We start from the raw sequence: 25,266 nt of genomic DNA on the forward strand, positions 1-25,266 counted from the left end.
GCGAGTCGAACCAATAGGCTGACCCGGTGCCTCGTCGCCTGCCGCGCTGGTTGATCCTGACCGCCATCATCGTCGTGCTCGCGCTCGGCGGCCTGTCCAGTCTCGGCGTGGCCACGGTACGGCGCTCGTTCCCGCAGACCGACGGCCAGCTGGCGCTGCCGATGCTGTCCAAGCCGGTCGAGGTGCTGCGCGACGCGCACGGGGTGCCGCACCTCTACGCCGACGACCCGCAGGATCTGTTCGCGGCGCAGGGTTTCGTGCACGCCCAGGACCGGTTCTTCGAGATGGACGTCCGGCGGCACATCACCGCCGGCCGCCTCTCCGAACTGTTCGGCCCGTCCCAGGTGAACACGGACGCGTTCATCCGGACCATGGGCTGGCGCCGGGTGGCCGAGCAGGAGCTCGAACTGCTGTCGGCCAAGAACAGGCGCTACCTGGACGCCTACGCGTCCGGCGTCAACGCCTACCTCCGCGAGCGCGGCACCAGCGACCTGTCCCTGGAATACGCCCTGCTCGGGGTCCAGGGCCTGAACTACCGGCCGGAGGACTGGACCGCGGTCGACTCGATCGCCTGGCTGAAGGCGATGGCCTGGGACCTCGGCGCCAACCGGCAGCAGGAGATCGATCAGGCCCTCACAGCGGCCGCGGTGGGCAGCAAGCGAGCCGCCGAGCTGTGGCCGGGCTACCCGATGCACGACTTCGCCCCGATCGTCGGCACCGGCAAGGTCGACGGCGGTTCCTTCGACCCGGGCGGCGCGGTGTCCGGCGCGCCGGCCTCGCTCACCGACGCCCAGCGGAGGTCCGCGGTCCCGGCCTTGGAGACGGTCCGCCGGATCTCGGAGTCGCTGCCGGAGCTGGTCGCGCCGGAGGGCCTGGGCGCCGAGGTCGGCTCGAACTCGTGGGTCGTCGCCGGCTCGCGGACCGAGTCCAAGAAGCCCTTGCTGGGCAACGATCCGCACCTGGCCACGTCGATCCCGTCGGTCTTCGCCCAGGTCGGGCTGCACTGCCGGGTGGTCTCCGAAGCCTGCCCGTTCGACGTCAGCGGTTTCAGCTTCGCCGGCATGCCCGGGGTGGTGATCGGCCGGAACGCGAAGATCAGCTGGGGCCTGACCACCAGCTACGCCGACGTCCAGGACCTTTACCTGGAAGAGCTCCAGGGCAACACGGTGCGGGTCGGCAACACCTTCGAGGCGCTCGAGGTGCGGACCGAGCAGATCACCGTACGCGGCGAGGAGGAGCCGCGGACCTTGATCATCCGGACCGGCCGGCACGGTCCGCTGCTGTCCGACGTCGACCAGGACCTGCAGCAGATCTCCACCGGCCAGCCGGACGACGGTAAGAACTACGGGATCGCGCTGAACTGGGTCGCCCTCAAGCCGAGCCGGTCGATGGACGCGATCTTCGATCTCAACCAGGCCGGGAACTTCGAACAGTTCCGCAAGGCGCTGGCCAGGTTCGGTGCGCCCTCGCAGAACATCGTGTACGCCGACGTCGAGGGCAACATCGGCTATCAGCTGTCGGGCCAGCTCCCGCTGCGCCGCAAGGGCGACGGCCGCACCCTCGCGCCGGGCTGGGACCCCGGGTACGACTGGCGCGGCCTGGTCCCGTTCGAGGCGCTGCCGTACAGCTTCAATCCGCCGGCCGGCTACATCGTCGCGGCCAACCAGCCGATCGTCGGCAAGGGCTACCCGTACCGGCTCGGTTCGGACTATTCGTACGGGTGGCGCAGCCAGGAACTGGCCGACCGGCTGGCGAACGCCGAGGGCCTCACGCTCGACCAGGCCGAGCAGCTCTTCTACATCGACACGAATCGGTTCGCGGCCGACCTGGTGCCGCTGCTGCTCAAGATCAAGGTCGACGACCCGTGGGTGACCGAGGGCCAGCAGACCTTGGTGGGCTGGGATTACGGGACGCCGGCGGACTCGGCGGCGGCCGCGTACTTCAACGTCGTGGTGAGCAACCTGCTCGAGCACACCTTCCGCGACGAACTGCCGGAGCGGGTCTGGCCGGCCGGCGGCGATCGCTGGTACGGGGTGCTGTCCCGGCTGCTGGAGCACCCGAAGGCCGACTGGTGGGACGACAAGGCGACGCCGGACGTCACCGAGCGCCGCGACGACGTGCTGCAGCGGGCGATGGTCGAGGCGCGCAAGGAGATCACGGCCAAGATCGCCCGGGACACGGAGCACTGGGAATGGGGGAAGCTGCACCGGGTCACGTTGCGGCACCAGACCCTCGGCGCCAGCGGCATCGCGCCCGTCGAGGCGATCTTCAACCGCGGCGACTTCGCGGCGCCCGGCGGACCGGCCGTGGTGAACGCGCAGGGCTACAGCCTGGCCGAGCCGTACCGTGTGATCAACGGGCCGACGATGCGGATGCTGGTCGATCTCGGTGATCCCGACCGGTCCCGCTGGGTCAACCAGTCCGGCGTCTCCGGGCACGCCTATCACCCGAACTACGACGATCAGACCCAGCTCTGGGCGCGCAACGAGACCTGGCCGTTCCTGGCCGGCCGGGGCCAGGTCGAGGGCGCTGCGACGCAGCGGCTGGAGTTGCGGCCCGGGGAGTGATCAGCGGCCGGCCAGCCGCTCGACCCCGTCCAAGATCAACTTCAGGTCGAACTCGAGCCAGCCCTCGGTGTTGCCGTCGACGAAGCTCTTTGCGATGGGCTCCAGCAGGGGATGATCACCGTCGTCCAGTCCTCTGATCTGCTGGCGCCACCATTCGGCGGCATCGACGCCGGTCGCCTCGACCAGCCGGCGCTCGGCGATGGCTTGCTGCGCGACACCCTGCACGTGGACGCTCACGGCCATGATCACGCCGGTCGTGTCCCGGGCTGACAGCCCGAGTTCGGCGATCGCCGAGTAGGCCCACTCCATCGCGCGTACGGTGCTCGGCCCGACCGGTGGCCGGCTGGTCGCCGACGCCACCAGGGTCCAGGGGTGGTCCAGATACATGGCCCAGTCGACCCGGGCCAGCATGGTCAGGCTCTGCCGCCAGTCCAGGTCGGAGTGATCGGGATAGGAATAGCGGTCCGATACGGTGTCGACCATCAGCCCGATCAGGGCCTCCTTGTTGGGTACGTGCCGGTAGAGCGACATCACCCCGGTGCCCAGCCGTTCGGCGATGGCCCGCATCGACACCGCTTCGAGACCGCCGGCGTCCGCCAGCGCGATGCCGTGCTCGACGATCGCGCCGACGCTCAGGATGCCTCGCTGTACGGCCATGGCTTGGCAGTCTACCGAACCCGTGCGTATAGTGTACGCAATCGATGCGTACGCCGTACGCAAACGATCGTTCGGAGGAGGATGCGATGGCACGGGCCGGGACCCGGGAATGGCTCGGACTGGCAGCCCTGCTGCTGCCGGTGATGATCACGTCGATGGACATCTCGGTGCTCTACCTGGCGGTGCCGCGGCTGTCCGAGGACCTGCAGCCGACGGCCGGCGAACTGCTCTGGATCCTCGACGTGTACGGCTTCCTGCTGGCCGGCCTGCTGATCACCATGGGCAACCTGGGTGATCGGATCGGCCGTCGGCGGCTGCTGATGATCGGCGCGACCGTGTTCGGGCTGGCCTCCGCGCTGGCCGCGTTCGCGTCCAGCCCCGAGCAGCTGATCGTCGCCCGTGTCCTGATGGGGATCGGCGGATCGACGCTGATGCCGTCGACGCTCTCGCTGATCCGCAACCTGTTCGACGACGACGGGCAGCGGGCCACCGCGATCGGCATCTGGAGTGCCGCCTTCGCCGGCGGTTCGGCGCTCGGCCCGGTCGTCGGCGGCGTGCTGCTGCAGTTCCTGCCCTGGGGTTCGGTCTTCTTGATCAACGTGCCGGTGGTGTTGATCATGCTGGTCGGCACTCTGATCCTGGTGCCCGAGTATCGGCACCCGCGGCCGGACCGGCTCGACCTGGTCAGCGTCGTGCTGTCGATCGGGGCGATCCTGCCGATCGTCTGGGCGATCAAGCACGCCGCGGAGCGGCTCGCGGTGGACGGCTGGACGGCGCTGGCGCTGCTGATCGGGGTCGCGGCGGCGATCGGGTTCGTCCGCCGGCAGCAGCGGCTCGCGACGCCGCTGGTCGACCTCGACCTGATCCGGCGGCCGGCCGTCTGCGGCGCGGTGCTCGGCGGGATGATGTCGCTCTTCGCCCTGCTGGGCGTGAATCTCTATCTCAGCCAGTACCTGCAGCTGGTGCTCGGACTGGATCCGCTGCCGGCGGCCCTGTGGACCCTGCCCGGCATGATCACCGTGGCGGTCGGCGCCGTGCTCTCGCCGAAGCTGCGGGACCGGCTCGGCGCACCGCGGACGTTCCTGGTCGGCTTCGTCGCGGCCGCCACCGGCGTCGCGGTGTTGATCTTCACGCCGGACTCGGGCGGGCTACCGGTCGTGGTCGCCGCGGAGTTGATCTTCGGGTTCGGGCTCAGCGTCGCGCTGACGATCGCGACCGACCTGGTCGTCGCGGCGGCACCGCCGGACCGGGCCGGGGCGGCCTCGGCGATCTCGGAGACCGGCAACGAGCTCGGGGCCGCGCTCGGCGTCGCGGTGCTCGGATCGGTCGGCACCGCGCTGTACCGGGCGTCGATCGGGTCGGCCCTGCCGGCCGGGCTGCCCGGTCCGGTCCGCGAGGTCGCCGAGGCGACCCTGGCCGGTGCCGTCGGCTCGGCCCGGGAGCTGAGCCCGGAGCTGGCCGGCTCGATGATCACGGCGGCTCGCTCGGTGTTCGTCGACAGCCTGTCCGTGGTGGCGCTCTGCGGTGCCCTGGTGCTGGCGACGCTGGCCCTGGTGATCCCGCGGCTGGTCCGGCGCGGCGGGACCGTACCGGAAAAGGATGAGGCGGGCGACGGCGGGAGCGAGCTACGATCGGCACAGCACGGCGTTGACCCGGCCATCACCGGTGAGCCTCCGGAAGAACCAGCGAACAAGCTGCAGTAGAACCGGACGGGTGGGCCCGTCACAGCCCGCGACGAGTGGTCGCACCGGCCCGGCCGGCGCGGCAATCGAGGTGGTACCGCGGTGGTGACATCGTCCTCGGCCTGAGCGACCGAGACGAGGATTGATCATGAACTACCCGAAGGCGACCACCGGTGATCACGACAAGGTCCCGTCCGGTCTGAGCCTGCCCGAGCTGGAGGAGCGGGTGCTGGCGTACTGGAAGGCGGACGACACCTTCCGCGCCTCGATCGAGCAGCGGCCGGCCGGCGACCGGGGGTCGAACGAGTTCGTGTTCTACGACGGGCCGCCGTTCGCCAACGGCCTGCCGCATTACGGGCATCTGCTGACCGGTTACGTCAAGGACGTGGTGCCGCGCTTCCAGACCATGCGGGGCCGGCGGGTGGAACGGCGGTTCGGCTGGGACACCCATGGGCTGCCGGCCGAACTGGAGGCGATGAGCCAGCTCGGCCTGAAGAAGCGGGACGAGATCCTCGAGCTCGGCATCGAGAAGTTCAACGCGGCGACCCGGGAGTCGGTGTTCCGCTACACCGAGGAATGGGTCCGCTACGTGACCCGGCAGGCCCGCTGGGTCGACTTCGAGAACGACTACAAGACGCTCGACCGGGACTACATGGAGAGCGTCCTGTGGGGCTTCAAGACCCTGTACGACAAGGGCTTGGTGTATCAGGGCCTGCGGGTGCTGCCGTACTGCTGGAACGACGAGACGCCGCTGTCGTCGCACGAGCTGCGGATGGACGACGACGTCTACCAGGATCGCGAGGATCCGTCGGTCACGGTCGGGCTGCGGCTGGAGACCGGCGAACTGGCGCTGATCTGGACCACCACGCCGTGGACCCTGCCGTCCAACCTGGCGATCATGGTCGGGCCCGGGATCGACTACGTGGTGGTCGAGGCGGGTAGCGAGCGGTACGTGATCGCCGCCGCCCTACTGGCTAGCTATCCGGAGCTCGCCGAGGGCACGATCGTCAAACGCCTGAAGGGATCCGAGCTGGTCGGGCGGACCTACACGCCGCCGTTCGACTACTTCGCCGGCCATCCCGGCGCGCACCGGATCGTCGCCGCCGACTTCGTCACCACGGACGAGGGGACCGGCCTGGTGCACAACGCCGGGGCGTTCGGCGAGGAGGACCTCGAGGTGGCCCGGGTCGAGGGGATCGAGCCGGTGCTGCCGGTCGACGCCGGCGGCCGGTTCACCGCGCCGGTCGACGAGTACGCCGGCCTGGTGGTGCTGGACGCCAACCTGATGATCATCGACGACCTGCGGGCCGGATCGGGCCGGGTGTCGGCGGGCACCGTGCTGCTGCGCAGCGCGCCGTACGTGCACTCCTATCCGCACTGCTGGCGTTGCCGGAACCCGTTGATCTACAAGGCGGTGACCAGCTGGTTCGTGGCGGTGACCAAGATCAGGGACCGGATGGGCGAACTGAACCAGGAGATCGGCTGGGTGCCGGAGCACATCAAGGACGGCCAGTTCGGCCGCTGGCTGGACGGGGCCCGGGACTGGTCGATCAGCCGGAATCGCTTCTGGGGCAGCCCGATCCCGATCTGGGTGTCGGACGATCCGGCCCATCCGCGGATCGACGTGTACGGCTCGGTCGCCGAACTCGAGGCCGACTTCGGGGTCCCGGTGCCGGACCTGCACCGGCCCTACGTCGACCAGCTGACCCGGCCGAACCCGGACGACCCGACCGGGCGGTCCACCATGCGCCGGGTGCCGGACGTACTGGACGTCTGGTTCGACTCCGGGTCGATGCCGTTCGCCCAGGTGCACTACCCGTTCGAGAACCCGGACTGGTTCGATGATCATTTCCCGGGCGACTTCATCGTCGAGTACGTCGGCCAGACCCGGGGCTGGTTCTACACCATGCATGTGCTGGCGACCGCGCTCTTCGACCGGCCGGCCTTCCGGAACTGCCTCAGTCACGGCATCGTGCTCGGCAGCGACGGGCAGAAGATGAGCAAGTCGCTGCGCAACTACCCGGACATCCGGGAGGTGTTCGACCGGGACGGCGCGGACGCGATGCGCTGGTTCCTGATGTCATCGCCGATCCTGCGCGGCGGCAACCTGGTGGTCACTGAGCCGGCCATCCGCGAGGGCGTCCGGCAGGTGATCATCCCGCTCTGGAACACCTGGCACTTCCTCGCCCTGTACGCCGGGGTGGCACGCGGCGGCCGCGGCTACGAGGCCAAGATCATCGACAGCGCGGAGCACGTCCTGGACCGGTTCATCCTGGCCCGGACCCGGACGTTCGTCGCGGCCCTCGGTGATCATCTCGAGGCGCTGGACATCGCCGACGCCTGCGACGACGTGAAGGACTTCCTCGACACGCTGTCCAACTGGTACGTCCGGCGGTCCCGGGATCGTTTCTGGGACGGCACGTCCGCGGACGCCCTGGCCGCCTTCGACACGCTGCACACGGTGCTCGAGGTCGCGGTCCGGGCGATGGCGCCGCTGCTGCCGCTGGTCGGCGAGGAGATCTGGCGCGGGCTGACCGGCGGTCGCTCGGTGCATCTGACCGACTGGCCCGACCTTGATCGACTTCCGGCCGACGACGCGCTGGTCGCGGCGATGGAGCGGGTCCGGACGATCTGCTCGACGGCGTCGGCGCTGCGGAAGGCGGCCGGGCTCCGGGTCCGGCTGCCGCTGTCCCGATTGACCGTCGTCGCCGCCGATGCCACGGCGCTGGCCGGGCTGACCGAGGTGATCGCCGCCGAGCTGAACGTGCGCGAGGTCGAACTCCTCGACCCGGCCGACGTTGATCCGGCGACGCTCGGCGTACACGCAGAACTGCGGGTGGATGCCCGCGCTGCCGGGCCGCGGCTCGGCCGGGACGTGCAGACGGCGATCCGGGCCAGCAAGAGCGGGGACTGGTCGATCGACGACTCCGGCCGGGTCACGGCCGGCGGGATCGCCCTGCTGGAAGGGGAGTACGCCGTGCAGACGGTGGCCGACCGGTCCGGTCCCGATGATCATCGCGCGGTCGCGCTGCTGCCGGGCGCCGGGTTCGTGATCTTGGAGACCGCCGTCACCCCGGACCTCGCCGCCGAGGGCCTGGCCCGCGACGTCGTACGCGCCGTGCAGCAGGCCCGCCGCGACGCCGGCCTGGCGATCACCGACCGGATCGCGCTGACCCTGTCCGGTGATCACGACGTCCGGGCGGCGATCCAGACCCATCGGGACCTGATCGTCGGCGAGACCCTGACCGACGAGCTCACCGTCACCGAGTCGACCGGCAGCGACACCGTCGACGTCGGCGAGGGCCAGCAGGTCGGCATCTCACTCGTGCAACAGGGATAGCCTTGTCGCGGAGGTGGATCCATGACGGCGATCACGATCCGGAAGCTGCCGGAAAGCGCGAAGCGGCGGCTGCGGCTGCGCGGCCGCGGTGGTGCGCGGCCACCGCGCCGAGCCGGCGGGCTCGGCTGGCTCTGAAACCTGCGGTAGGTCCTGATCAACCCTTCTCGCCGACCACCACCAGGTACTCCCACGGCATCGATCCGGCGGACTGGTACCGGTCCACCAGATCGACCAGCGCCTGGTCGAGGGCGGCAACCCGGTCCGGGTCGTCAGCGATGGCGCGATAGGTGACGATGGTCGGCCCGTAGTTGAGCTTGAAGTAGTCGCGTAACGCGGCGCCGTCGGCGAAATGATCAACGACCAGCTCCTGCCGGCGCACGGTCAGGTCGCGGACCCGGTTCCCGAACACCTCCTGGAGATGATCTTCGTCGCCCCAGCGCGGCGGCGGTTCGGCGCCGGGCGGCGGGGGCGGCGCGTACGGCTTCATGGTGGCGAACAGCTGCCCGATGAAGCCCTCCGGCGTCCAGTTGATCATGGCGATCCGGCCGCCGGTCCGGCAGACCCGGAGCAGTTCGTCGGCGGTCCGCCGGTGGTGCGGCGCGAACATCGCTCCGATGCAGGACAGCACCACGTCGAACTCGGCGTCCGGGAACGGCAGCGCCTCGACATCGGCTTCCTGCCAGGTCAGCCGGACCCCGTGCTCGGTCGCGAAGCGTTCGCCGGTGGCGAGCAGTTCCGGCGTCAGATCGGTGGCGATCACCTCGGCGCCGGTCAGTGCCGCCGCGATCGCCGCGTTGCCGGTGCCGGCAGCGGTGTCCAGCACCCGGTCGGTCGCGGTCACTCCGGCGGCGTCGACCAGGATCGGCCCGAGCGGCGCGACCACGTCGGCGGCGACGGCCGGATAGTCGCCCAAGGCCCAGAGTGCGCGGTGCTTGGCCTTCAGTGCCCGATCGGCCTCGGTGTCGGCGGGTCCGCCGACGGTCTGTTGGTTCATGATTCCCCCTGAGTGTGGTGAGAGTGCTGTCGGCTCAAGAGTCGTCCCGGGCGGGCGCCCTCCTCCAGTGCCAGATCTGTACCGGCACCGGTTCACGATCTGTACCGAAGGTCCCTGGTGCGCCGGTCCGGCCCGGGGTTCTACTGAGGGTGATCGGGAATCGGGGGAATGACGATGACGTCGTACGGGCAGTACTGCCCCGTCGCCAAGGCGATGGAGGTGCTGGACGAGCGGTGGACGCTGCTCGTGGTCCGGGAACTGCTGCTCGGCAGCACCCGGTTCAACGAACTCCGCCGCGGCGTCCCGAAGATGTCGCCGGCGCTGCTGTCGAAACGGCTGCGGACGCTGACCCGGGCCGGGATCGTGACCCGGACCCCGGCCGGCTACAGCCTGACCCCCTGCGGCTCCGAGTTGGTCGAGGTGGTGACCGCGCTCGGCATCTGGGGCACCCGCTGGATCGGCGAACTGGGTGACGCCGATCTCGATCCGCACCTGCTGCTCTGGGACGTGCAGCGCACGGTGCCGGTCACCGCCTGGCCGCGCACCCGGACCACGGTCGCGATCCGGTTCGACGACATCCCGCGGGCCACGGCCTGGTGGCTGGTCGTCGACGGCGAGGACGCGGACCTGTGCGACTACGACCCCGGCTTCGACGTCACGGTCACGGTCCGGACCGGACTGGTCACGCTGACCCGGATCTGGCGCGGCGACCTGACCTGGGAGGCCGCGCTGCGGACCGGCCGGGTGGTCCTGGAGGGACCCGAACAGGCCCGTCGCGCGCTGCCGACCTGGATCGGTCAGAGCTCCCTGGCGGCCACGCCGCGCCCACTGGTCTCCTGATCCGCCCCAGCGCGCCACCGCGCTGGCATCGGTTGCCCCTAAGATCGGCGCCGATGAAGAAGCCAAATCCGGTGCTCGTGATCCTGACCGCCCTCTGGCGGATCGGCATCGCCGTCTGCGCGTTCGCCGGCTGGTGGCTCTACGGCCACGAGTTCGAGGAGCTGCCGTTTCTCACCCAGAGCGGCAACCTGCTGGTGGCGATCGTGTACCTCGGGCTCGCCTTCTATTATCCGATCGCCAGCCTCGCGCTCGGCCGCGAGCCGGGCCGGGGCAAGCTCCGCGGGGCGATGACCCTGCTGCTGATGGTGGTCGGCGGCACGTACGTGGGCGTCATGGGCGGCGACACCTCCGAGGTGTACGACCTGCTCACCCACGTCGTCACGCCGCTGCTCGTCTTCATCGACTGGTGCTTCGTCGGCCGCAGCCAGAACCGGGCCCGCTGGTGGCACCCGTTCCTCTGGATCATCGTCCCGGCGGCGTGGCTGATCGGCTACACGCTGACCGACGGCTACGCGTGGGTCCGCGGTGGCAGCCCGCTCTACAGCTTCCTCAATCCCGGCCGCGGCAGCTACCCCATGGTTGTGCTCGGCCTGGTGTTCGCCTCGCTGGCCGGCGCCTTCCTGCTGTACGGGATCGCGAAGCTCAAGAACGTCCTGTCCCGCGCGATCCGCGGGCCCGAGCAGCCGGAACAGCAGCAGCAACGGCCGCCGCTCCCGTACCGGCAATCGCCCCAGCAGCCGTGGCCCGGGGCACCGCAGCAGCCCGGCCCGTACCCGCAGCAGCAGGCGACCTATCAGCCGGTCCCGGTCCAGCAGCCCTATCCGCCCGGCCCGCCGCCGCAGGGTCCGCCGCCCCAGCAGGGCTACCCGCCCGCGCCGCACCAGCCGGGCCCGCCGGCACCGCAGCAGCCCCGGCCCTATCCGCCGGGGCAGCAACAGCCGGGGCCTTATCCGCCGGCACCGCAACAGCCGGGGCCCTATCCGCCGGCACGGCAGCAGCCAGGGCCCTACCCACCCGTACCGCAGCAGCCCGGGGCCTATCCGCCCGGGCCGCCGCAGCAGGGGTACGGCCAACCGCCGCCCAGGAGCTAGCTCAGGCCAGCGCCTGGCCGATCGCGGCGACCTGGTCGTCGGTCAGCGCGACCTTGCCGGCCTGCGCGTTGGACTCCAGCTGGCCGACGTTGGAGGAGCTCGGGATCTGCGGGCCCATGCCCGGCAGCGTCAGCAGGTACGCCAGCGCGAGCTGGCTCACCTCGAGGCCCCACTCCTTCGCCAGCCCGGCCAGCGCGCGCACCTTGTTCAGGCTCCCCGCGACCGACTCCATCGACCCCTCGTCGTGCAGCCGATCGCCGGCGCCGACCTTGGCCGGATCGAGGTAACGCCCGGTCAGCAGGCCCCGCCCGAGCGGCGAGTACGGCACGTAGGAGATCGCGTTCTCGGCGCAGAACTTGAGCACCCCGGCATGGTTGTCGGTCTCGCCGTCGACCGGGTTGTACTGGTTCTGCACCGCGACCGGCCGGCACCGCCGCGAGATCTGTCCGGCCGCGTCGACCAGCTCGGTCAGCTCGTCGACGGAGAAGTTGGACACCGCCAGGTAGCGGACCTTGCCGGCCCGGACCAGGTCGTCGATCGTCTCCAGGCTCTCCTCCACCGGCGTGCTCGGATCCGGCCGGTGGAAATACAGCACGTCCAGGTAGTCCAGCTGGAGCCGGGCCAGCGAGGCGTCCAGCGCGTCGATGATCGCGCCGCGGGACAGCCCGCAGTGGTTCGGGGTGTAGCCGTCCATGCCGCCGTGCACCTTGGAGGCCAGCACGATGGTCCGGCGCTGATCCGGGTTCGCCTTGAACCAGCGGCCGATGATCCGTTCCGAGTTGCCGGAGCCGTTGTTGTACCGGTTCGCCGTGTCCCAGAACGTGACGCCCAGCTCGACCGAGCGGTCCAGGATCTCGAAGCTGCCCGGCCCGTCCACCCGGGACCCGTCGCCCGTATCGGGATAGCCGAACTTCCAGGTGCCCAGGCCGATCGACGCGGCCGACAGCCCGGAGCCGCCGAGCTTGCGGTACGGCATCTGGTGGAAGCTGTCCATCGCGTACGGGACGTCGTAGCGGTCGGGCCTGGGTGTGAGGTGATCCATGGCCAAGATCTTCACCGATCGCCCGAACGGCCCGGCCATCGGGGTCCGGCGCCGCGGTCAGCCGTTGAGCGCGGTGATCGTGACGAACAGCGAGATTGCGAACAGGGCCAGCGCGGCCAGCCCGATCAGGATGTAGAACATCACCGGACGCTGCGTCTCGCCGGTGGTCTCGGCCGCCGGCTGCTGCTCGACGTACTGCTGCTGCGGTTGTTGTTGCCGGTACGGGTCCGGCTGGTGCTGCGGGTAGGTCGGCGGCTGGGTGCCCGGCGACTCGAAGCCGTACCCCTGCTGCAGGTAGGTCGGCGGCTGCCCCGATCCGGGCGGGCCGATCATGCTGGTCGGGCTGCCGCCGGACTGCACCGGCGGCGACGTGCCCGGGCTGTGCGGTGTCATACCGGGCTGGGTCGCGCCGGGTCCGGGCGGCGAGGTGCCGGGGCTGTGCGGCGTCGGGTTCTGCAGGTACGCGGTCGCCGGCGACGGCCGCAGCGTCGTGGAGTCGGGCAGCGGGCTGACCTCGGCCGACGCGGCGTGCATCTGGTCGGCGATGCTGTCCAGCGCCTGGGCCAGCACGTCGGCGGACGGCGGCCGGCGCTGCGGATCGATGGAGAGACCGGACACCATCAGCGCGTCCAGGATCGGCGGTGCGCCGAGCCGTTCCGCGATCGGCTCGGGGTCGGACTGCGGCCCGCGGCCGAGGATGTCGGCGAGCGACCGTACCTTGAACGGCGGCTCGCCGGTCAGCATCGCGTACGTCAGCGCGGTCAAGGAGTAGATGTCGGCGCGGTGGTCCAGGGTGCCGATCCCGGTGGCCTGCTCCATCGCCATATAGGAAGGCGTGCCCGCGGTCATCGTCGCGCCGGCCGCGTCGATCATCGACTTGGCCACGCCGAGGTCGGCGATCAGGACCCGGGTCTCGCCGTTGGAGCCGTTGCTGACCAGCAGGTTGCCCGGGGTGACGTCGCGATGGATGAGGTCGTTGTCGTGCAGCACCTGGAGCGACCGGCAGCCCTCGGCGCACAGCCGCAGCGCCCGCTCCGGCTCGACCCGCTTCTTCCGCAGGTCGTCAAGCGAGCCGCCGTCGATGAAGTCCATCACGAAGTACGGCCGGCCGTCCTCCAGCGTGCCGATGTCGTACACCTGGACGATCCGCTTGTCCCGGATCTTGCGCATGATCCGCGCCTCGGCGAGGAAGCGCTGCCGGACGTCTTCGTTGGCCGACCAGTTCTCGGCCAGCACCTTGATCGCGACCGGAACGTCGAGGCTGTCGTCGTGGCCCAGGTACACGGTCGCGAAAGACCCGGCGCCGAGGCGCCGGACCAGGCGGTAGCGACCGATCGTCTCCATCGTGGACATTCTTGCCCACGGACGCGTCACGTGGGCCGACGGCTCCCCTCTGTGCGTGTCGCGTACGTGCGGGCTCTGCGGTCAGGCCGTCTCGACGGGCAGCTCGGGCCGGTTGGACCACTGGGACCAGGAGCCGGGGTAGAGGACCGGCCGGTAGCCGGCCACGGTGAGCGCGGCCGCGGCATGGGAGGCGGTGACCCCGGAACCGCAGTAGACCGCGACCTCGGCGCCGTCCGGCAGCCCGAGTCCGGCGTAGCGCTCGCGCAGCGCCGCCGGGGCCAGGAAGCGCTGCTCCGGGTCGAGGTTCTCGCCGGTCGGCGCGTTCCGGGCGCCCGGGATGTGGCCGGCCCGCGGGTCGATCGGCTCGGTCTCGCCGCGGTAGCGCTCGGCGGCCCGGACGTCGAGCAGCCGGCCGGCGGCGGCGAAGTCGGTGACCTGGTCCAGGTCGGTGGTCGGCAGGGAACCGTAGTTCAGCGTGACGGAACCGGGTTCCGGCTCGGCGTCGCCGGACTCGGTCGGCAGTCCGGCCGCGACCCAGCCCGACAGCGCGCCGTCGAGGATGCGGACGTCGGCCAGTCCGGCGTACCGGAGCAGCCACCAGGCCCGGGCCGCGGCCAGGTTGCCGCTGTCGTCGTAGACCACGACCGACGAGTCGTCGTCGACGCCCCAGCTCCGGGCCGCCTGCTGCAGGAACTCGAGCTCGGGCAGCGGGTGCCGACCGTCGGCCTTGGTGGCCGGCGCGGCCAGTTGTTGATCAAGGTCGACGTAGACGGCGCCGGGCAGATGTCGCTCCCGATAGGCCGGCCGCCCGTCCGGCTCGGCCAGGGTCCAGCGCACATCCAGCAGCACCGGCTTCCGTTCGGACGAGTCCAGCGACTCGGCCAGCTCGCCCGCGGTGATCAAGATCTCGGTGTTCGTACCCACCTCACTAGGCTAGGGCGCGTGAGTAATGACATCCCGGTCGGCTCCCCGCCCGTCCCGCCCGGCCGCCACGCGGCGCCCGGCGGCTGGTACCCGGATCCGGTCGATCCGGCGCGGGAGCGCTACTGGGACGGCTGGCAGTGGTCGCGGAACATCCGCGAGGCCGAGGCTCCGCCGCCGCCCGCGCCGCAGCCCGGCGTTCCGGGTCCGGGCCTGCCGCCGCAGGGCTATCCGCCCCAACAGGGTTACCCGCAGCAGCCCGGCCAGCCGCCGCAGCAGCAGGGCTACCCGCCCCAGCAGGGGATGCCGCCTCAGCAGGGTCAGCCGCCCCAGCCGGGAATGCCCCAGCCCGGAATGCCGCAGCCGTACGGAATGCCGCAGCCGTACGGGACGCCGCCCGGCGGTCAGCCCGCGTTGCGTACCGCCGACGGGGTCGAGGTCTCCGGCTGGTGGTACCGGGTGCTGGCCGCGGTGATCGACTGGCTGATCTTCACGGTGATCTCCGGCCTGGTCTCGATCCCGATCTATCTGCGGATGGTGCCGGCGCTGCAGGCGCTGTTCGAGGAGTCGATGCGGGCGGCCGAGCAGGGCCGGATCATGCCGATGACCGATACCACGCGGCTGCTGCCGCCCGGTGATCAAATGCTGCTGACCGTGATCGCGGTCGGCGTCGGCCTGCTCTACCACGGCTTCTTCCTGCGCTGGCGCGGCGCGACGCCGGGCAAGCTGGTCGTCGGGCTGCGGGTGGTGCCGCTCGATCAGGGCCGGTTCGCCGGACAGCTGCCCTGGCGCGCGGTGATCTTGCGGACCCTGATCTGGGTGCTGCCCGGAGTCGCGGCGATCCTGTCGATCTTCCAGTTGATCGACGTCCTGGTGCCGCTCGGTCATCCCAAGAAGCAGGCGCTGCACGATCTCGCCGCCGGAACCCAGGTGATCAAGAAGACACCCGGGGCATGATCAGGAAGCAGCCGCCGCGAGCTGCCGGTGCTGTTGCGGGCTGATCCCGCGTTCCCGCTTGAAGGCGGCGCTCAGGGCGAACGCCGTCGCGTAGCCGACCTGGCGCGCGACGGTCTCCAGGGTCAGGTCCGGCTGGCAGACCAGGTCGGCGGCGAGGGCCAGTCGCCAGCCCGTCAGGTACGCCATCGGCGGCTCGCCGACCAGGTCGGAGAACCGGCGGGCCAGCACCGCCCGGGAGACCCCGACCTCCTTGGCCAGCGCGGCCACCGTCCACGGGTGTTCCGGCGCGTGTTGGAGCAGCCGCAGCGCCTTGCCGACCACCGGATCACCCTGCGCGCGGTACCAGGCCGGGGCCTTGTCCCGCTGCCGGCCGAACCAGGTGCGCAGGACGGCGATCACCAGCCCGTCCAGCAGCCGGTCCAGCATGGCCCGCTGGCCCGGGCCGTCCCGGTTCGATTCGTGCGCGATCAACGAGACCAGGGGTGAATCCCATTCCTCGCGGCGGACCGCGAGCAGCGCCGGCAGCGCCGCCAGCAGAGCCCGGCTGACCTCGCCGGCGCGTTCGTAGCTCGCGGTGAGCAGCACCGTCGCACCGTCGGCGTGCTCGCCCCAGGTCCGGATGCCGAGGTTCCACTCGTCCACCAGGGACCTGCCGTCGGCGGCGCTGGTGCACCGCTGGCCCGGGTAGACGATCACCGACGGTTCGGTGTCCGGATGGTCGGCGACCGTGTAGTGGCCGCCGCCGGTCGCCACCGCGATGTCGCCCGGTACCAGCCGGATCGCGTCGCCGTCGGGCGGCACGATCCAGGCCCAGCCGTCGATCGGGGTGACCACCGTGAGCGGCGACTCGTCCTCGATCCGGATCGACCAGGGCGGGCTCATGATCGACCGCAACAGGAACGCGCTCCGGGCCCGCGGCCCGTCCAGCAATCCGTCGAGCATGTCCATGATGATCACCGTTCCTGGTGGGAGTTGATCAGTACGATAGTCCGGGCGCCTTGTGCAGCGAGGATTCGTCGGTCAACCGGCCGATCAGGAAGTCGGCGACGTCGGCCCGGGAGATCTTCAGGGTGAGGCCGGCCCGGGTGTCGAAGTCGTGCTGATAGATCCCGGTCCGCGGGCCGTCGGTGAAGGCGGCCGGCCGGACGATCGTCCAGTCCAGGCCGCTCGTGCGTACCGCGGCCTCCTGGAGTTCGTGGTCGGCGTACGCCTTGCGCAGCAGCAGCCCGAACATGATGTAGCGCCACCAGAAGGTCAGGTGCGGCCGGCTGTCGCCGGTGCCGAGGGTGGACTGGCAGATCAGCCGGCGGACGCCGGCCCGGCGCATCGCCTCGATCACCGCGATCGTGCCGGCGGCGCGGACCCCGCCCTTCGCGCCGGCGCCGAGCGCGACGATCACGGCCTCCGTACCGGTCAGCGCGGGGGTGAGTTGGTCGGGGTCGAGCGGGTCGGCCTCGACGACGGTGAGCCGCTCGGCCCGGAGGGTGATCTTGGTGCGGTCCCGGGTCACGGCGGTGACGGCGTGACCCGCGTCGAGCGCCTGCTCGACGACCAGTCGGCCGACGGTTCCGGTGGCTCCGATGACGGTGATGTTCATGACCTGCTCCTTGGTGTGTGTCTGGCTTGGTGTCTCCAGTACACGGTTTGCGGAGCGTTGGGACCATCGTTCTGAGTCTCGGCGGCATGCGTGATCGTCTCGGCTCAGAGGTCGAGCGCGTATGGGGTTGCGTCAGTGGTCGAGGGGCCAGCCGCGGTCGGCCAGCTGCTGCGCGACCGCGGCCGGCGACTCGACCTCGATCCCGAGCAGCCGGCGCCGGATCCGGCGGCCCTGGTCCGGGTCCGGCGGCCCGTCGGCCGGTACTGTTCCGTCCACGATCCCCGCGATGATCATGATCAACTCGACGACCCGGTCGGCGGTGCCGACCGGCCCGGTGATCACGAACGGGACATCGGCCTCGATCAACGCCTCGAGCCGGGGCGCCGGATCGCCGTCGTCGCGGACCGCTGCCGAGAGTCCCTCCAGCTCGGCCGTCTCGACCGCCCGCTGCCAGCCGGGCGCGTCCGGGATCTCGATCATGACCAGGAGGTCGGGATCCAGCTCGCGGGCCGCCACGGCAACCCTGGCCGCCGCGCCCGCCAAGTCGTCGAGATCCCGCAACCCGGTCCGGACGCCGGTGACCCGGAGCCGCTCGAACCGCCGCCGGGACAACGCCAGCAGCCCGCCGGCCCCGCCGGTGTTGATCACCCGGCACGGCACCGGATCGGGTCCGTCCAGACCTCGATCGACAGCGGCCAGCCGGTCGTCCGGCACGACCACCGAGCCCAGCAGCCCGTTCTCCGTGATCTTGGCAGGCTCGATCCGCGCGGACGCGTCGTCCAACAACCCGGTCAGCCAGGAATCGACCACGGGGCCAGGGTAGCCGCCGCGGGTCAGCGTTCGGTCGCGATCACGTCCGGGAAGGCGAGTCCCGTCCAGAACGAGCCGGCCGCGGCCCCGGCGGCGACGACCCCGCGGGCCACCAACCAGGCCGTGAGCACCATCCCGTGCGTGGCCACCACCACGTCGCCGTGAAGATCATCAAGTCCGGCCTGGAACCGGGCGGCCGCCTGCTCGGGGGTCTCCCAGCTGCGGTGACGCCCGTCCGGCCGGCCGATCACCCAGGCCAGCCGTCGGCTCCGATGATCATCGTCGAACGGCTCTCCGGGGCGCACGACCTCGCCGAAGCGGTGATCGAGGTGAAGTTCGTCGGCGGTGCGGCCGGCAGCGAGGCACAGGGTCTCGATCGCCTTCGTCTCGGTACTGGCGGCGAGGGTGGCGTCGGCCGGAATGCGCGAGCGGAGTTCGGCGGCGGCGCGCCGCCCGGCCGGGCTCAGCGGCCATGCGCCCGGATCGAGACCGGCCTGGCTCACCGGCGCCGCGTGGCGGACCAACATGACCCGGTTCGGCATCCCCGCAGCCTAACGCCGCGCGCGTTCTCGGGGCGGTGTCGCCAAAGCTCTTGAACTCGATCGGTTCAACGTGGGAATCGGCTCCAGCGCTTCGCCGGCAGCGGTTTGGCGACAGGCAGAATGGGCGGCATGGCTACCTACACCGACGGGGATGTCGATCGTGCGCTGGCCGCTGTCCGGGCGGCCTGTCTCGGGTTGCCGGAGTCGTCGGAGCGGCCGAGTCACGGCGGGCCGGCGTTCTTCATCAAGGACAAGAAGTGCTTCGTGATGTTTCTCGATGATCATCACGGGGACGGGCGGCTGGCGATCTGGTGTGCCGCTCCGCCGGGGGTGCAGGCGGATCAGGTGGACACCGAGCCGGACCGGTTCTTCGTGCCGCCGTACGTCGGGCACCGCGGTTGGCTCGGCGTCCACCTGATCGACATCGACCAGGGCGAGCTGGACGCGATCTGCCTGGATGCGTTCCGGACCGTCGCTCCCAAGCGGGTGCTGGAGCAGCTCAATGATCAGGATCAGAGGTAGCTGCCCTGTAGCGGCTCGGGCTGCCAGCGGCCGTCCTTGACCACGGTCCGGAGCCGGTCGGTGGTCAGCTCTTCCCCGTACGCGAGCAGGGCCCGCCGGACGATCTCGCGGAGATCGGCACCGGACACGTTGTCCGGCAGCAGCGCGGCGATCGCGTCGACGTCGACCAGCGGGTCGAGCCCGGCCAGATAGCGGGTGAGGATCCGGGCCCGGTCGGCCTGGTCGGGGTAGCCGAGGGTGATGATCGAATCGAACCGGGCGCTCCGGATCGCGGCCGCGTCGAGCGCGCCGGGATCGTTGGTCGAGGCGATGGTGATCACCTCCTCGTACTCCTCGGCACCGTCCATCACCGAGAGGAAGTCGGCCAGCGCCGAACCGCGATCGCCCTGCCGGCGGTCGCCGAGGTAGAGGTCGATGTCCTCCAGGATGATCAAGGCCGGGCCGAACCGCTCGGTCTCCCGGTAGACGTCACGCAGTGCGTTGGCCCCGGCGCGGGCGTCGACGACGATCACGGTGAACCGGCCGACCAGCTCGCCGGCGATCACCCGGGCGACGGCGCTCTTGCCGACGCCGGGCGGCCCGGCGATCAGCACACCGCGGCGGGTGGGGAAGCCGTGCTCGCGCATCACGGCGGCCCGGTCGGTCAGGGCGGCCAGGTTGAGATCGAGCTCGGTCCAGACGTCGGGCTTGATGATCAGATCCTGGCGGCGGAGCAGCGGCGGGTCGAGGATCTTCCACTGCAGCCCCATCGCATGATCGACACCGACCATCCGGCCGCGGTAGAAGTTCTTGTCCTCGACGGCGGTGCGGTTCAGCTCGTCGAGCAGGGCGCGCGCCTCGGCCCGGTGCGCCGGATCGGCGAACACCCGGAGGAACCAGGAGTAGGAGCCGTAGTCCTCGCGCTCGATCTGCACGACCAGAGGTGCCGACGAGACCGTGCCGGCCGGGAAGTGGGCCGCCGTGGCGGACGGCAGGGACAGGGTCTCGCCGTCGATGTCGAACTGGGTCCAGGTCGGGGCCTCGTCGCTCACCGACGGACCGAGCCGCGGATCGTGCTTCAGGATCAGGTCGTTGAACGCGGCCGAGAGCGAGATGCCGGCCCAGGCCGTCGTCGTGATCGACTCGCAGGCGAGCGAGGTCGGCTGGGCGCCGAGGGCGCGCCAGACGAACGACTCGGGCGATTCGGTGATCGACGCCGTGTCGGTGAGCAGCTCGCCGAGCAGTTGCAGCGCTCGCCGCACGTCGTGCGGTTCGCCGAGCAGCCGCGACTGCATCGAGATGTCGTCCATGGGTCCCTTCGTTTGGCAAGGGGGCGCCCCCCTTAACCCCCGCTCCGCTCCGCGAACGGACAGGGCGTTCCTTGGTGCCGGTCGTTTGACGCGAACGTTCCGGGATAGGGAGTCGTTCGTCGGCGTACAAAGGAATTTCCGGAGGGGCGACTGATGATCATGATCCAGACCCTTGTGGTCGGCCGGGCATCTTGTTAGCGTGTTCCGCGGCGCGTGTTAATCGATTAACGGCCCGCGTCGTGACCTGCATGCGGAGCAGATAGGACCCCAACGATGATGTTCTCGTCCCGCCCCCGGACCGTGCTCGCCCTGCTGGTGGCCGCCGCCTGCGCGACCGTCACCGCCGGAGCACCGGCCGCCGTCGCGGAGGACACCGCGGCGACTGAACTGAAGATCACCACCCGGACGGCCGCGGCCGACGATGCGGCCCGGCTCAAGCTGGCCATCGCGCCCGGCACCGACCTGCAGCCGACCAAGCTCTACCTGCCGCCGGACACCGACCTCACCGTCACGCTCGCCGGCGTGGACGCCGGTGATCCGAACGGGCTGCCTCAGATCGCCATCGGTGCGCCGGCGACCCAGGTCGATCCCGACGCGACGCCTGAGACGCCGTGGTACGAGCGCGTTCTCGACCCGCGCTACACCCAGCTGAAGCGGGGATCCACCACGGTTTCGGACTCGGAGGGCGGCGTGATCTACGTCAGCTATCCGGCCCGGACCGCGGAGCCGAGCACCGCCACCCTCACGCTCGGTGACGCGGCGCAGCCGATGGCCACCTTCACCCTCGGCGCGACCTCGGAAGAGCAGTTCCAGCAGGAACTTGATCAACGTACCGCTCCCTTCGTCGAGCTGTACGGTGCGCGTTCGATGATGACCTTCCAGCGGGACCAGGTGCTGCTCTATCGCAACGAGAACCACGCCGATCTGCTGCGCACCCTGGACCGGGTGATCGAGATCGAGGACCGGCTGGCCGGCTACGACGACAGCGGCCCCGCCGCCCGCCCGGCCGGGCCGCACCACCTGGTCGGGTATCCCGGGGCGATCGACGGCGTCGGCGCGTACGCCACCACGTCCTTCACCGCCTATCCGCCGCCGATCCAGTCGAAGCTGCTCACCGTCGAAGGGTTGCGCACCGACGGCTGGGGTCCGTACCACGAGGTCGGCCATCAGCATCAGCGCACGCCGGTCAATCCGGGCGATCTGGTCGAGGTATCGGTCAACATCTACTCGCTCGCCGTACAACGGGATTTCGAGCAGTACGGTCAGCGGCCGCGGCTCCGGGTGGTGAACTCCGGCGGCACCTCGTACTGGGACGACGCGATGGCAGCTCTTGATCAAGGAATCGGCTCGTACGTCGACCTGAACGTCTTCGTCAAGATCATCCCGTTCGAGCAGCTGCGGCTGGCCTACGGCGAGAAGATGATCACCCGCTGGCACGACGTGGTCCGCGACAAGGACCTGCCGGCACCGGACGACGCCGCGCGGTGGCAGAACGTGGTCTACAGCACCAGCGTGGCCGCCGGCGTCGACCTGGCCGACTTCTGGGACGAGTGGGGCGTCACCGTGACCGACGAGACCCGGGCCAAGATCGCCGCCCTCGACCTCGGGTCTCCGCCGGTAGACCTGACCGCGCTGCGGGAGAGCAACGTCGAAGCCCCCGCGTCGCGGTGATCAAGTCGAGTGGCTCGTGATTCCCGGCGAGGTCAGCCGACACGCGGCTCTGGGTGAGAACTCAGAGCCGCCGGAAGAATTCACGATGGGCGGCCGCTTCGGCGATCGCTCGCAGGACCACCCCGTCGTGCACGCCGGCGCCAGGATCGGTCAGCTCTTCCAACGCCGAGGTCCCGAGTCCGGGATGGTAGACGTCCAGCGCGGCGGCCCGAGAACGCCTTGCGGACGAGGAAGGAGCGACCTCGACCAGCTCGGCGTCGGCCGGGACTCCGCGAATCCCACCGGATCCGATCTTGGCGCCGGGCGCGAGCTCGCCGAGCCGGAGGGTCGCGGCTTCGACGTCCGCGGCGCGGACGCAACCGGCGAGGACCACGGGCACCGACCCGCGGGCGGCCAAGGCTGCCTCGTGCACTCGGAGGTGGTCGGGATGGCCCGTCACCCCGTCGGCGTCGTTGATGATCATGAGGTCCGGACTGACTTCCGCCGCGAACTCGGCGATGGCGTCGGACAGCTCGGCCAGCGGCGCGGCGGACAGTGAACCCGCCGCTCCCGAGTTCCCGAGGTCCTGCCAGGTCCCGGGCCGCAACAGCTGTGAGTCGGAGGCACCCAGCGCCGCGCCGGCGAGAGCGTACTGCCGCAACCGGATCGGGCCGAACACCTCACCGCCGGTGAGTGTGGCGAGGCGGACCTCGCAGCCGGCGCGAGCGTAGTCGGCCAGGGTGGCACCGGCGAAGTAGGACTCGTCATCGGGGTGGGCGAAGATCGCGGCGATTCGTGATCTTGCACCGTTCGGCAGCGGAAGTTCGGGCAAGGCAGGCATCATCACGCCTTTCGGAGTCGGGTCGGTCTAGGGTCTTGGGGTGGACGTCGACTGGAACGCCGAGCTCGTTGATCAACTCGAAACGCACTGGCAGCAGCAACTCCGGCCGCGGCTGGACGGGCTGACCGACGACGAGTTCTTCTGGGAGCCGGTCCGTGGCTGCTGGACGCTGAACCGGCGCGGCGCCAGCCCGACGACGTCGCCGATCGGTGACGGTGAGTTCGTCATGGACTACAGCCCGCCGCCGTATGAGCGGGAGCCGGTGACCACGATCGCCTGGCGGCTGGCCCACCTGATCGACGTGTTCGGTCCGCCGGACCAGCCGCATTTCGAGAGCCCGCGGGCCGATCATCCGGTGGTCGGCTTTCCCGGTACGGCCAGCGGGGCGCTGGGCGCGCTCGACGAGGGCTACGCGGCGTGGCTGGCGGACCTCCGCGGCATCGGCGGGCCGGGACTCGGGCTGCGGCAGGGCCGGCCGCAGCTGTTCGCCGAAGCGCCGATGGCGAAGTTCGTCCTGCACATTCACCGTGAGGTGATCCACCACGGTGCCGAGGTCAGCCTGCTGCGCGACCTGTACGCCTGGCGTGACGACGGCTAGCCGAGGTCGCCGGTGAACGTGACGCCGGCGTCGTCCAGGGCGGCCTTCGCCGCGGGCCAGCGGTCCGGGGCGACGGCGGCGGTCAGGTCGAGCAGCACCCGGGTGTCCAGGCCGTTGGAGCGGGCGTCCAGGGCGGTGGCGCGGACGCAGTAGTCGGTGGCGATGCCGCAGACGTCGACCTGGGTGACGTGGTGCTCGGTCAGCCAGGCGGCCAGCACCTTGCCGTCGGCGGAGCGGCCCTCGAAGCCGGAGTAGGCGGCGGCGTACTCACCCTTGTCGAACACGGCCGCGAAGTCGCGGAACGTCAGTTGATCATGGAACTCGACGCCCGGGGTGCCGACCACGCAGTGCGGCGGCCAGGAGTCGACGAAGTCGGGCTGTTCCGAGAAATGATCACCGGGATCGATGTGGTGATCACGGGTCGCCACGACGTGGTCGTAGCCGTGCCCGCCCTGCAACAGGGCGCTGATCCTGCTCGCGACGGCGGCGCCGCCGGTGACGGCCAGCGAGCCGCCCTCACAGAAGTCCCGTTGTACGTCGACGACGATCAGTGCCGTGCTCATGATCGACTTCCCTTCCCGGTCCGGTACGGATTCGCGGCGTCCTCACCATGATCGAGATAACGGGTCTCGATCACCGGCTCGCCGCGGGACATCTTCAACGCTTCGATCGGCAGCTCGGCGCGGGACCGGAAGTGCCGCTCCCGGGCGGCCGACAACGGCTCCTCGCCGACGATCTCGCCATGATCGACGAACTGCGTCAGCAGCGGCCGGTCGTTCTCGTCGCCCTCCGGCGGCTCGCCGATCCCGATCACCTCGGCCTCCGCCACCCCGGCCCGGTCCAGCCGGCGCAGGGCGAACTTGCGGCCGCCGACGCTGATCTTGTCGGTGCTCTTCTTGGCGACGCTGACCAGCTCGGCATCGCGGTCGGCCGAGCCTGCCCGGGCCACCAGCTTGTAGACGAAGCCGCAGGTCGGGTGCCCGCTGCCGGTGACCAGGGCGGTGCCGACGCCGTAGCCGTCGACCGGCGCGCCGGACAGGGTCGCGATGGTGAACTCGTCCAGGTCGCTGGTCACGATGATCTTGGTCCGGGTCGCGCCGAGCGAGTCCAGCAGCTCGCGGACCTGCTTCGCCAGCAGCCCGAGATCGCCGGAGTCGAGGCGCACGGCGCCCAGCCGGCCCTGGGTGAGCCGCACTCCGGTCCGTACCGCCTCGAAGACGTCGTAGGTGTCCACCAGGAGCGTGGTCTGCTCGCCCATCGCCGCCAGCTGGGCCGCGAAGGCGGCCTCCTCGGTGTCGTGCAGCAGGGTGAACGAGTGGGCCGCGGTCCCGGTCGTCGGCACCCCGTACCGCCGCCCGGCCTCGAGGTTGGAGGTGGCCTGGAAGCCGGCGATGTAGGCGGCCCGGGCGGCCCCGACCGCGGCCAGTTCCTGGGTCCGGCGGGAACCCATCTCGATGCACGGCCGGTCGCCCGCGGTCACCGTCATCCGGGATGCCGCCGACGCGATCGCCGAGTCGTGGTTGTAGATGCTGAGCAGCACGGTCTCCAGCAGTACGCCTTCGGCGAAGGTGCCGTCGACCACCAGCAGCGGCGAACCGGGCAGGTAGATCTCGCCCTCCGGGTAGCCCCAGATCGATCCGGCGAACCGGTAGCCGGCCAGCCAGTCGGCGGTCTCGGAATCCACCACGTCGCGGTCGATCAGGAACCGGATCGTCTCGTCGTCGAACCGGAAGTGCCGCAGTGCGCGCAGCGCCCGGCCGACCCCGGCCACGACGCCGTACCGGCGACCGGGCGGTAGCCGCCGCGGGAACAGCTCGAAGACGCTGCGCCGCAAGGCCGTCCCGTTGCGCAGGGCGGCGCGGAGCATGGTCAGTTCGTAATGGTCGGTGAGCAGTGCCGTGGTCGGCACTTCGCTCGGTCCCCAGCTCGGCGTGATCTCGGCCGGGTCGTGTTCCGCTGCCACCTGGCCAGCCTACGGCTCC

The 25,266-nt window shown here is 70.6% G+C and carries 22 protein-coding genes; 9 read left to right on the top strand and 13 right to left on the bottom strand.

Going from position 1 to position 25,266, the window contains the following annotated elements; genetic code table 11:
* Nucleotides 1–26 precede the first annotated feature (26 nt).
* Nucleotides 27–2,567: a penicillin acylase family protein gene (locus ACFQU4_RS08680; protein ID WP_377489658.1), complete on the top strand. Its 2,541-nt coding sequence runs from the start codon at nucleotides 27–29 to the stop codon at nucleotides 2,565–2,567.
* Here ACFQU4_RS08680 and ACFQU4_RS08685 read toward each other — a convergent pair whose 3' ends face one another.
* Nucleotides 2,568–3,224, bottom strand: coding sequence for a TetR/AcrR family transcriptional regulator (locus ACFQU4_RS08685; RefSeq protein ID WP_377489661.1), 657 nt, complete (start codon nucleotides 3,222–3,224; stop codon nucleotides 2,568–2,570).
* An 86-nt stretch (nucleotides 3,225–3,310) separates the two neighbouring features.
* Here ACFQU4_RS08685 and ACFQU4_RS08690 point away from each other — a divergent pair, with 86 nt between their 5' ends.
* Together ACFQU4_RS08690 and ileS are read left to right on the top strand one after the other, a co-directional pair.
* Nucleotides 3,311–4,927 (top strand): MFS transporter, encoded by a 1,617-nt coding sequence (locus ACFQU4_RS08690; protein WP_377489664.1) that lies wholly within the window; start codon nucleotides 3,311–3,313, stop codon nucleotides 4,925–4,927.
* Between the two features lie 127 nt (nucleotides 4,928–5,054).
* On the top strand, nucleotides 5,055–8,246 hold the full coding sequence (gene ileS, locus ACFQU4_RS08695) for an isoleucine--tRNA ligase (protein ID WP_377489667.1): 3,192 nt from the start codon (nucleotides 5,055–5,057) through the stop codon (nucleotides 8,244–8,246).
* Between the two features lie 154 nt (nucleotides 8,247–8,400).
* Here ileS and ACFQU4_RS08700 read toward each other — a convergent pair whose 3' ends face one another.
* Complete coding sequence (locus ACFQU4_RS08700) at nucleotides 8,401–9,240, bottom strand: class I SAM-dependent methyltransferase (protein ID WP_377489670.1); 840 nt, start codon at nucleotides 9,238–9,240, stop codon at nucleotides 8,401–8,403.
* A gap of 168 nt (nucleotides 9,241–9,408) precedes the next feature.
* Here ACFQU4_RS08700 and ACFQU4_RS08705 point away from each other — a divergent pair, with 168 nt between their 5' ends.
* Together ACFQU4_RS08705 and ACFQU4_RS08710 are read left to right on the top strand one after the other, a co-directional pair.
* Complete coding sequence (locus ACFQU4_RS08705) at nucleotides 9,409–10,080, top strand: winged helix-turn-helix transcriptional regulator (protein WP_377489673.1); 672 nt, start codon at nucleotides 9,409–9,411, stop codon at nucleotides 10,078–10,080.
* 53 nt (nucleotides 10,081–10,133) lie between these two features.
* Nucleotides 10,134–11,171: a Pr6Pr family membrane protein gene (locus tag ACFQU4_RS08710; RefSeq protein WP_377489676.1), complete on the top strand. Its 1,038-nt coding sequence runs from the start codon at nucleotides 10,134–10,136 to the stop codon at nucleotides 11,169–11,171.
* A gap of 1 nt (nucleotide 11,172) precedes the next feature.
* On the opposite strand, the gene ACFQU4_RS08715 is transcribed toward ACFQU4_RS08710, so the two are convergent.
* The 3 genes from ACFQU4_RS08715 to ACFQU4_RS08725 all read right to left on the bottom strand — a co-directional run bounded on the left by ACFQU4_RS08715 (nucleotide 11,173) and on the right by ACFQU4_RS08725 (nucleotide 14,481).
* Nucleotides 11,173–12,213, bottom strand: a complete 1,041-nt coding sequence (locus tag ACFQU4_RS08715) for an aldo/keto reductase (protein WP_377489679.1) — start codon at nucleotides 12,211–12,213, stop codon at nucleotides 11,173–11,175.
* 57 nt (nucleotides 12,214–12,270) lie between these two features.
* Entirely contained in the window at nucleotides 12,271–13,557 is a 1,287-nt protein-coding gene (locus ACFQU4_RS08720) for a protein kinase (RefSeq protein ID WP_377489682.1), read from the bottom strand.
* A gap of 81 nt (nucleotides 13,558–13,638) precedes the next feature.
* Nucleotides 13,639–14,481, bottom strand: coding sequence for a sulfurtransferase (locus ACFQU4_RS08725; protein WP_377489685.1), 843 nt, complete (start codon nucleotides 14,479–14,481; stop codon nucleotides 13,639–13,641).
* A gap of 18 nt (nucleotides 14,482–14,499) precedes the next feature.
* On the opposite strand from ACFQU4_RS08725, the gene ACFQU4_RS08730 reads away from it, so the two are divergent.
* On the top strand, nucleotides 14,500–15,435 hold the full coding sequence (locus ACFQU4_RS08730; RefSeq protein ID WP_377489688.1) for an RDD family protein: 936 nt from the start codon (nucleotides 14,500–14,502) through the stop codon (nucleotides 15,433–15,435).
* Here ACFQU4_RS08730 and ACFQU4_RS08735 read toward each other — a convergent pair whose 3' ends face one another.
* The 4 genes from ACFQU4_RS08735 to ACFQU4_RS08750 form a co-directional block, all read right to left on the bottom strand.
* Nucleotides 15,436–16,383 (bottom strand): cupin domain-containing protein, encoded by a 948-nt coding sequence (locus ACFQU4_RS08735; RefSeq protein ID WP_377489691.1) that lies wholly within the window; start codon nucleotides 16,381–16,383, stop codon nucleotides 15,436–15,438.
* A 28-nt stretch (nucleotides 16,384–16,411) separates the two neighbouring features.
* Nucleotides 16,412–17,032 (bottom strand): NAD(P)-dependent oxidoreductase, encoded by a 621-nt coding sequence (locus tag ACFQU4_RS08740; RefSeq protein ID WP_377489694.1) that lies wholly within the window; start codon nucleotides 17,030–17,032, stop codon nucleotides 16,412–16,414.
* 132 nt (nucleotides 17,033–17,164) lie between these two features.
* Nucleotides 17,165–17,842 (bottom strand): hypothetical protein, encoded by a 678-nt coding sequence (locus ACFQU4_RS08745; RefSeq protein WP_377489697.1) that lies wholly within the window; start codon nucleotides 17,840–17,842, stop codon nucleotides 17,165–17,167.
* 23 nt (nucleotides 17,843–17,865) lie between these two features.
* Nucleotides 17,866–18,384 carry a histidine phosphatase family protein gene (locus tag ACFQU4_RS08750; RefSeq protein WP_377489700.1) on the bottom strand — a complete coding sequence of 173 codons (519 nt, stop codon included), beginning with the start codon at nucleotides 18,382–18,384 and terminating at the stop codon, nucleotides 17,866–17,868.
* A 129-nt stretch (nucleotides 18,385–18,513) separates the two neighbouring features.
* Here ACFQU4_RS08750 and ACFQU4_RS08755 point away from each other — a divergent pair, with 129 nt between their 5' ends.
* Complete coding sequence (locus ACFQU4_RS08755) at nucleotides 18,514–18,906, top strand: MmcQ/YjbR family DNA-binding protein (RefSeq protein WP_377489703.1); 393 nt, start codon at nucleotides 18,514–18,516, stop codon at nucleotides 18,904–18,906.
* Here the strand turns inward: ACFQU4_RS08755 and ACFQU4_RS08760 are convergent.
* Nucleotides 18,897–20,195, bottom strand: coding sequence for an AAA family ATPase (locus ACFQU4_RS08760; RefSeq protein ID WP_377489706.1), 1,299 nt, complete (start codon nucleotides 20,193–20,195; stop codon nucleotides 18,897–18,899). The two genes, ACFQU4_RS08755 and ACFQU4_RS08760, sit on opposite strands and share 10 nt — an antisense overlap.
* 273 nt (nucleotides 20,196–20,468) lie before the next feature.
* Between ACFQU4_RS08760 and ACFQU4_RS08765 the strand changes: the two genes are divergently transcribed.
* A complete protein-coding gene (locus ACFQU4_RS08765) occupies nucleotides 20,469–21,866 on the top strand; it encodes a M60 family metallopeptidase (protein ID WP_377489709.1) in 1,398 nt (465 codons plus the stop codon).
* A 61-nt stretch (nucleotides 21,867–21,927) separates the two neighbouring features.
* Here ACFQU4_RS08765 and ACFQU4_RS08770 read toward each other — a convergent pair whose 3' ends face one another.
* Nucleotides 21,928–22,677, bottom strand: a complete 750-nt coding sequence (locus ACFQU4_RS08770; RefSeq protein ID WP_377489711.1) for a PIG-L deacetylase family protein — start codon at nucleotides 22,675–22,677, stop codon at nucleotides 21,928–21,930.
* Nucleotides 22,678–22,726: 49 nt separating this feature from the next.
* Between ACFQU4_RS08770 and ACFQU4_RS08775 the strand changes: the two genes are divergently transcribed.
* A complete protein-coding gene (locus ACFQU4_RS08775) occupies nucleotides 22,727–23,284 on the top strand; it encodes a DinB family protein (protein WP_377489714.1) in 558 nt (185 codons plus the stop codon).
* Here ACFQU4_RS08775 and ACFQU4_RS08780 read toward each other — a convergent pair.
* Together ACFQU4_RS08780 and ACFQU4_RS08785 are read right to left on the bottom strand one after the other, a co-directional pair.
* On the bottom strand, nucleotides 23,281–23,847 hold the full coding sequence (locus ACFQU4_RS08780) for an isochorismatase family protein (RefSeq protein ID WP_377489717.1): 567 nt from the start codon (nucleotides 23,845–23,847) through the stop codon (nucleotides 23,281–23,283). The two genes, ACFQU4_RS08775 and ACFQU4_RS08780, sit on opposite strands and share 4 nt — an antisense overlap.
* Complete coding sequence (locus tag ACFQU4_RS08785; RefSeq protein ID WP_377490533.1) at nucleotides 23,844–25,193, bottom strand: nicotinate phosphoribosyltransferase; 1,350 nt, start codon at nucleotides 25,191–25,193, stop codon at nucleotides 23,844–23,846. The genes ACFQU4_RS08780 and ACFQU4_RS08785 overlap by 4 nt, the downstream gene beginning before the upstream one ends.
* Nucleotides 25,194–25,266: the final 73 nt, after the last annotated feature.

The organism is Microlunatus sp. GCM10028923 (genome assembly GCF_042666975.1).
Lineage (GTDB): Bacteria > Actinomycetota > Actinomycetes > Propionibacteriales > Propionibacteriaceae > Microlunatus.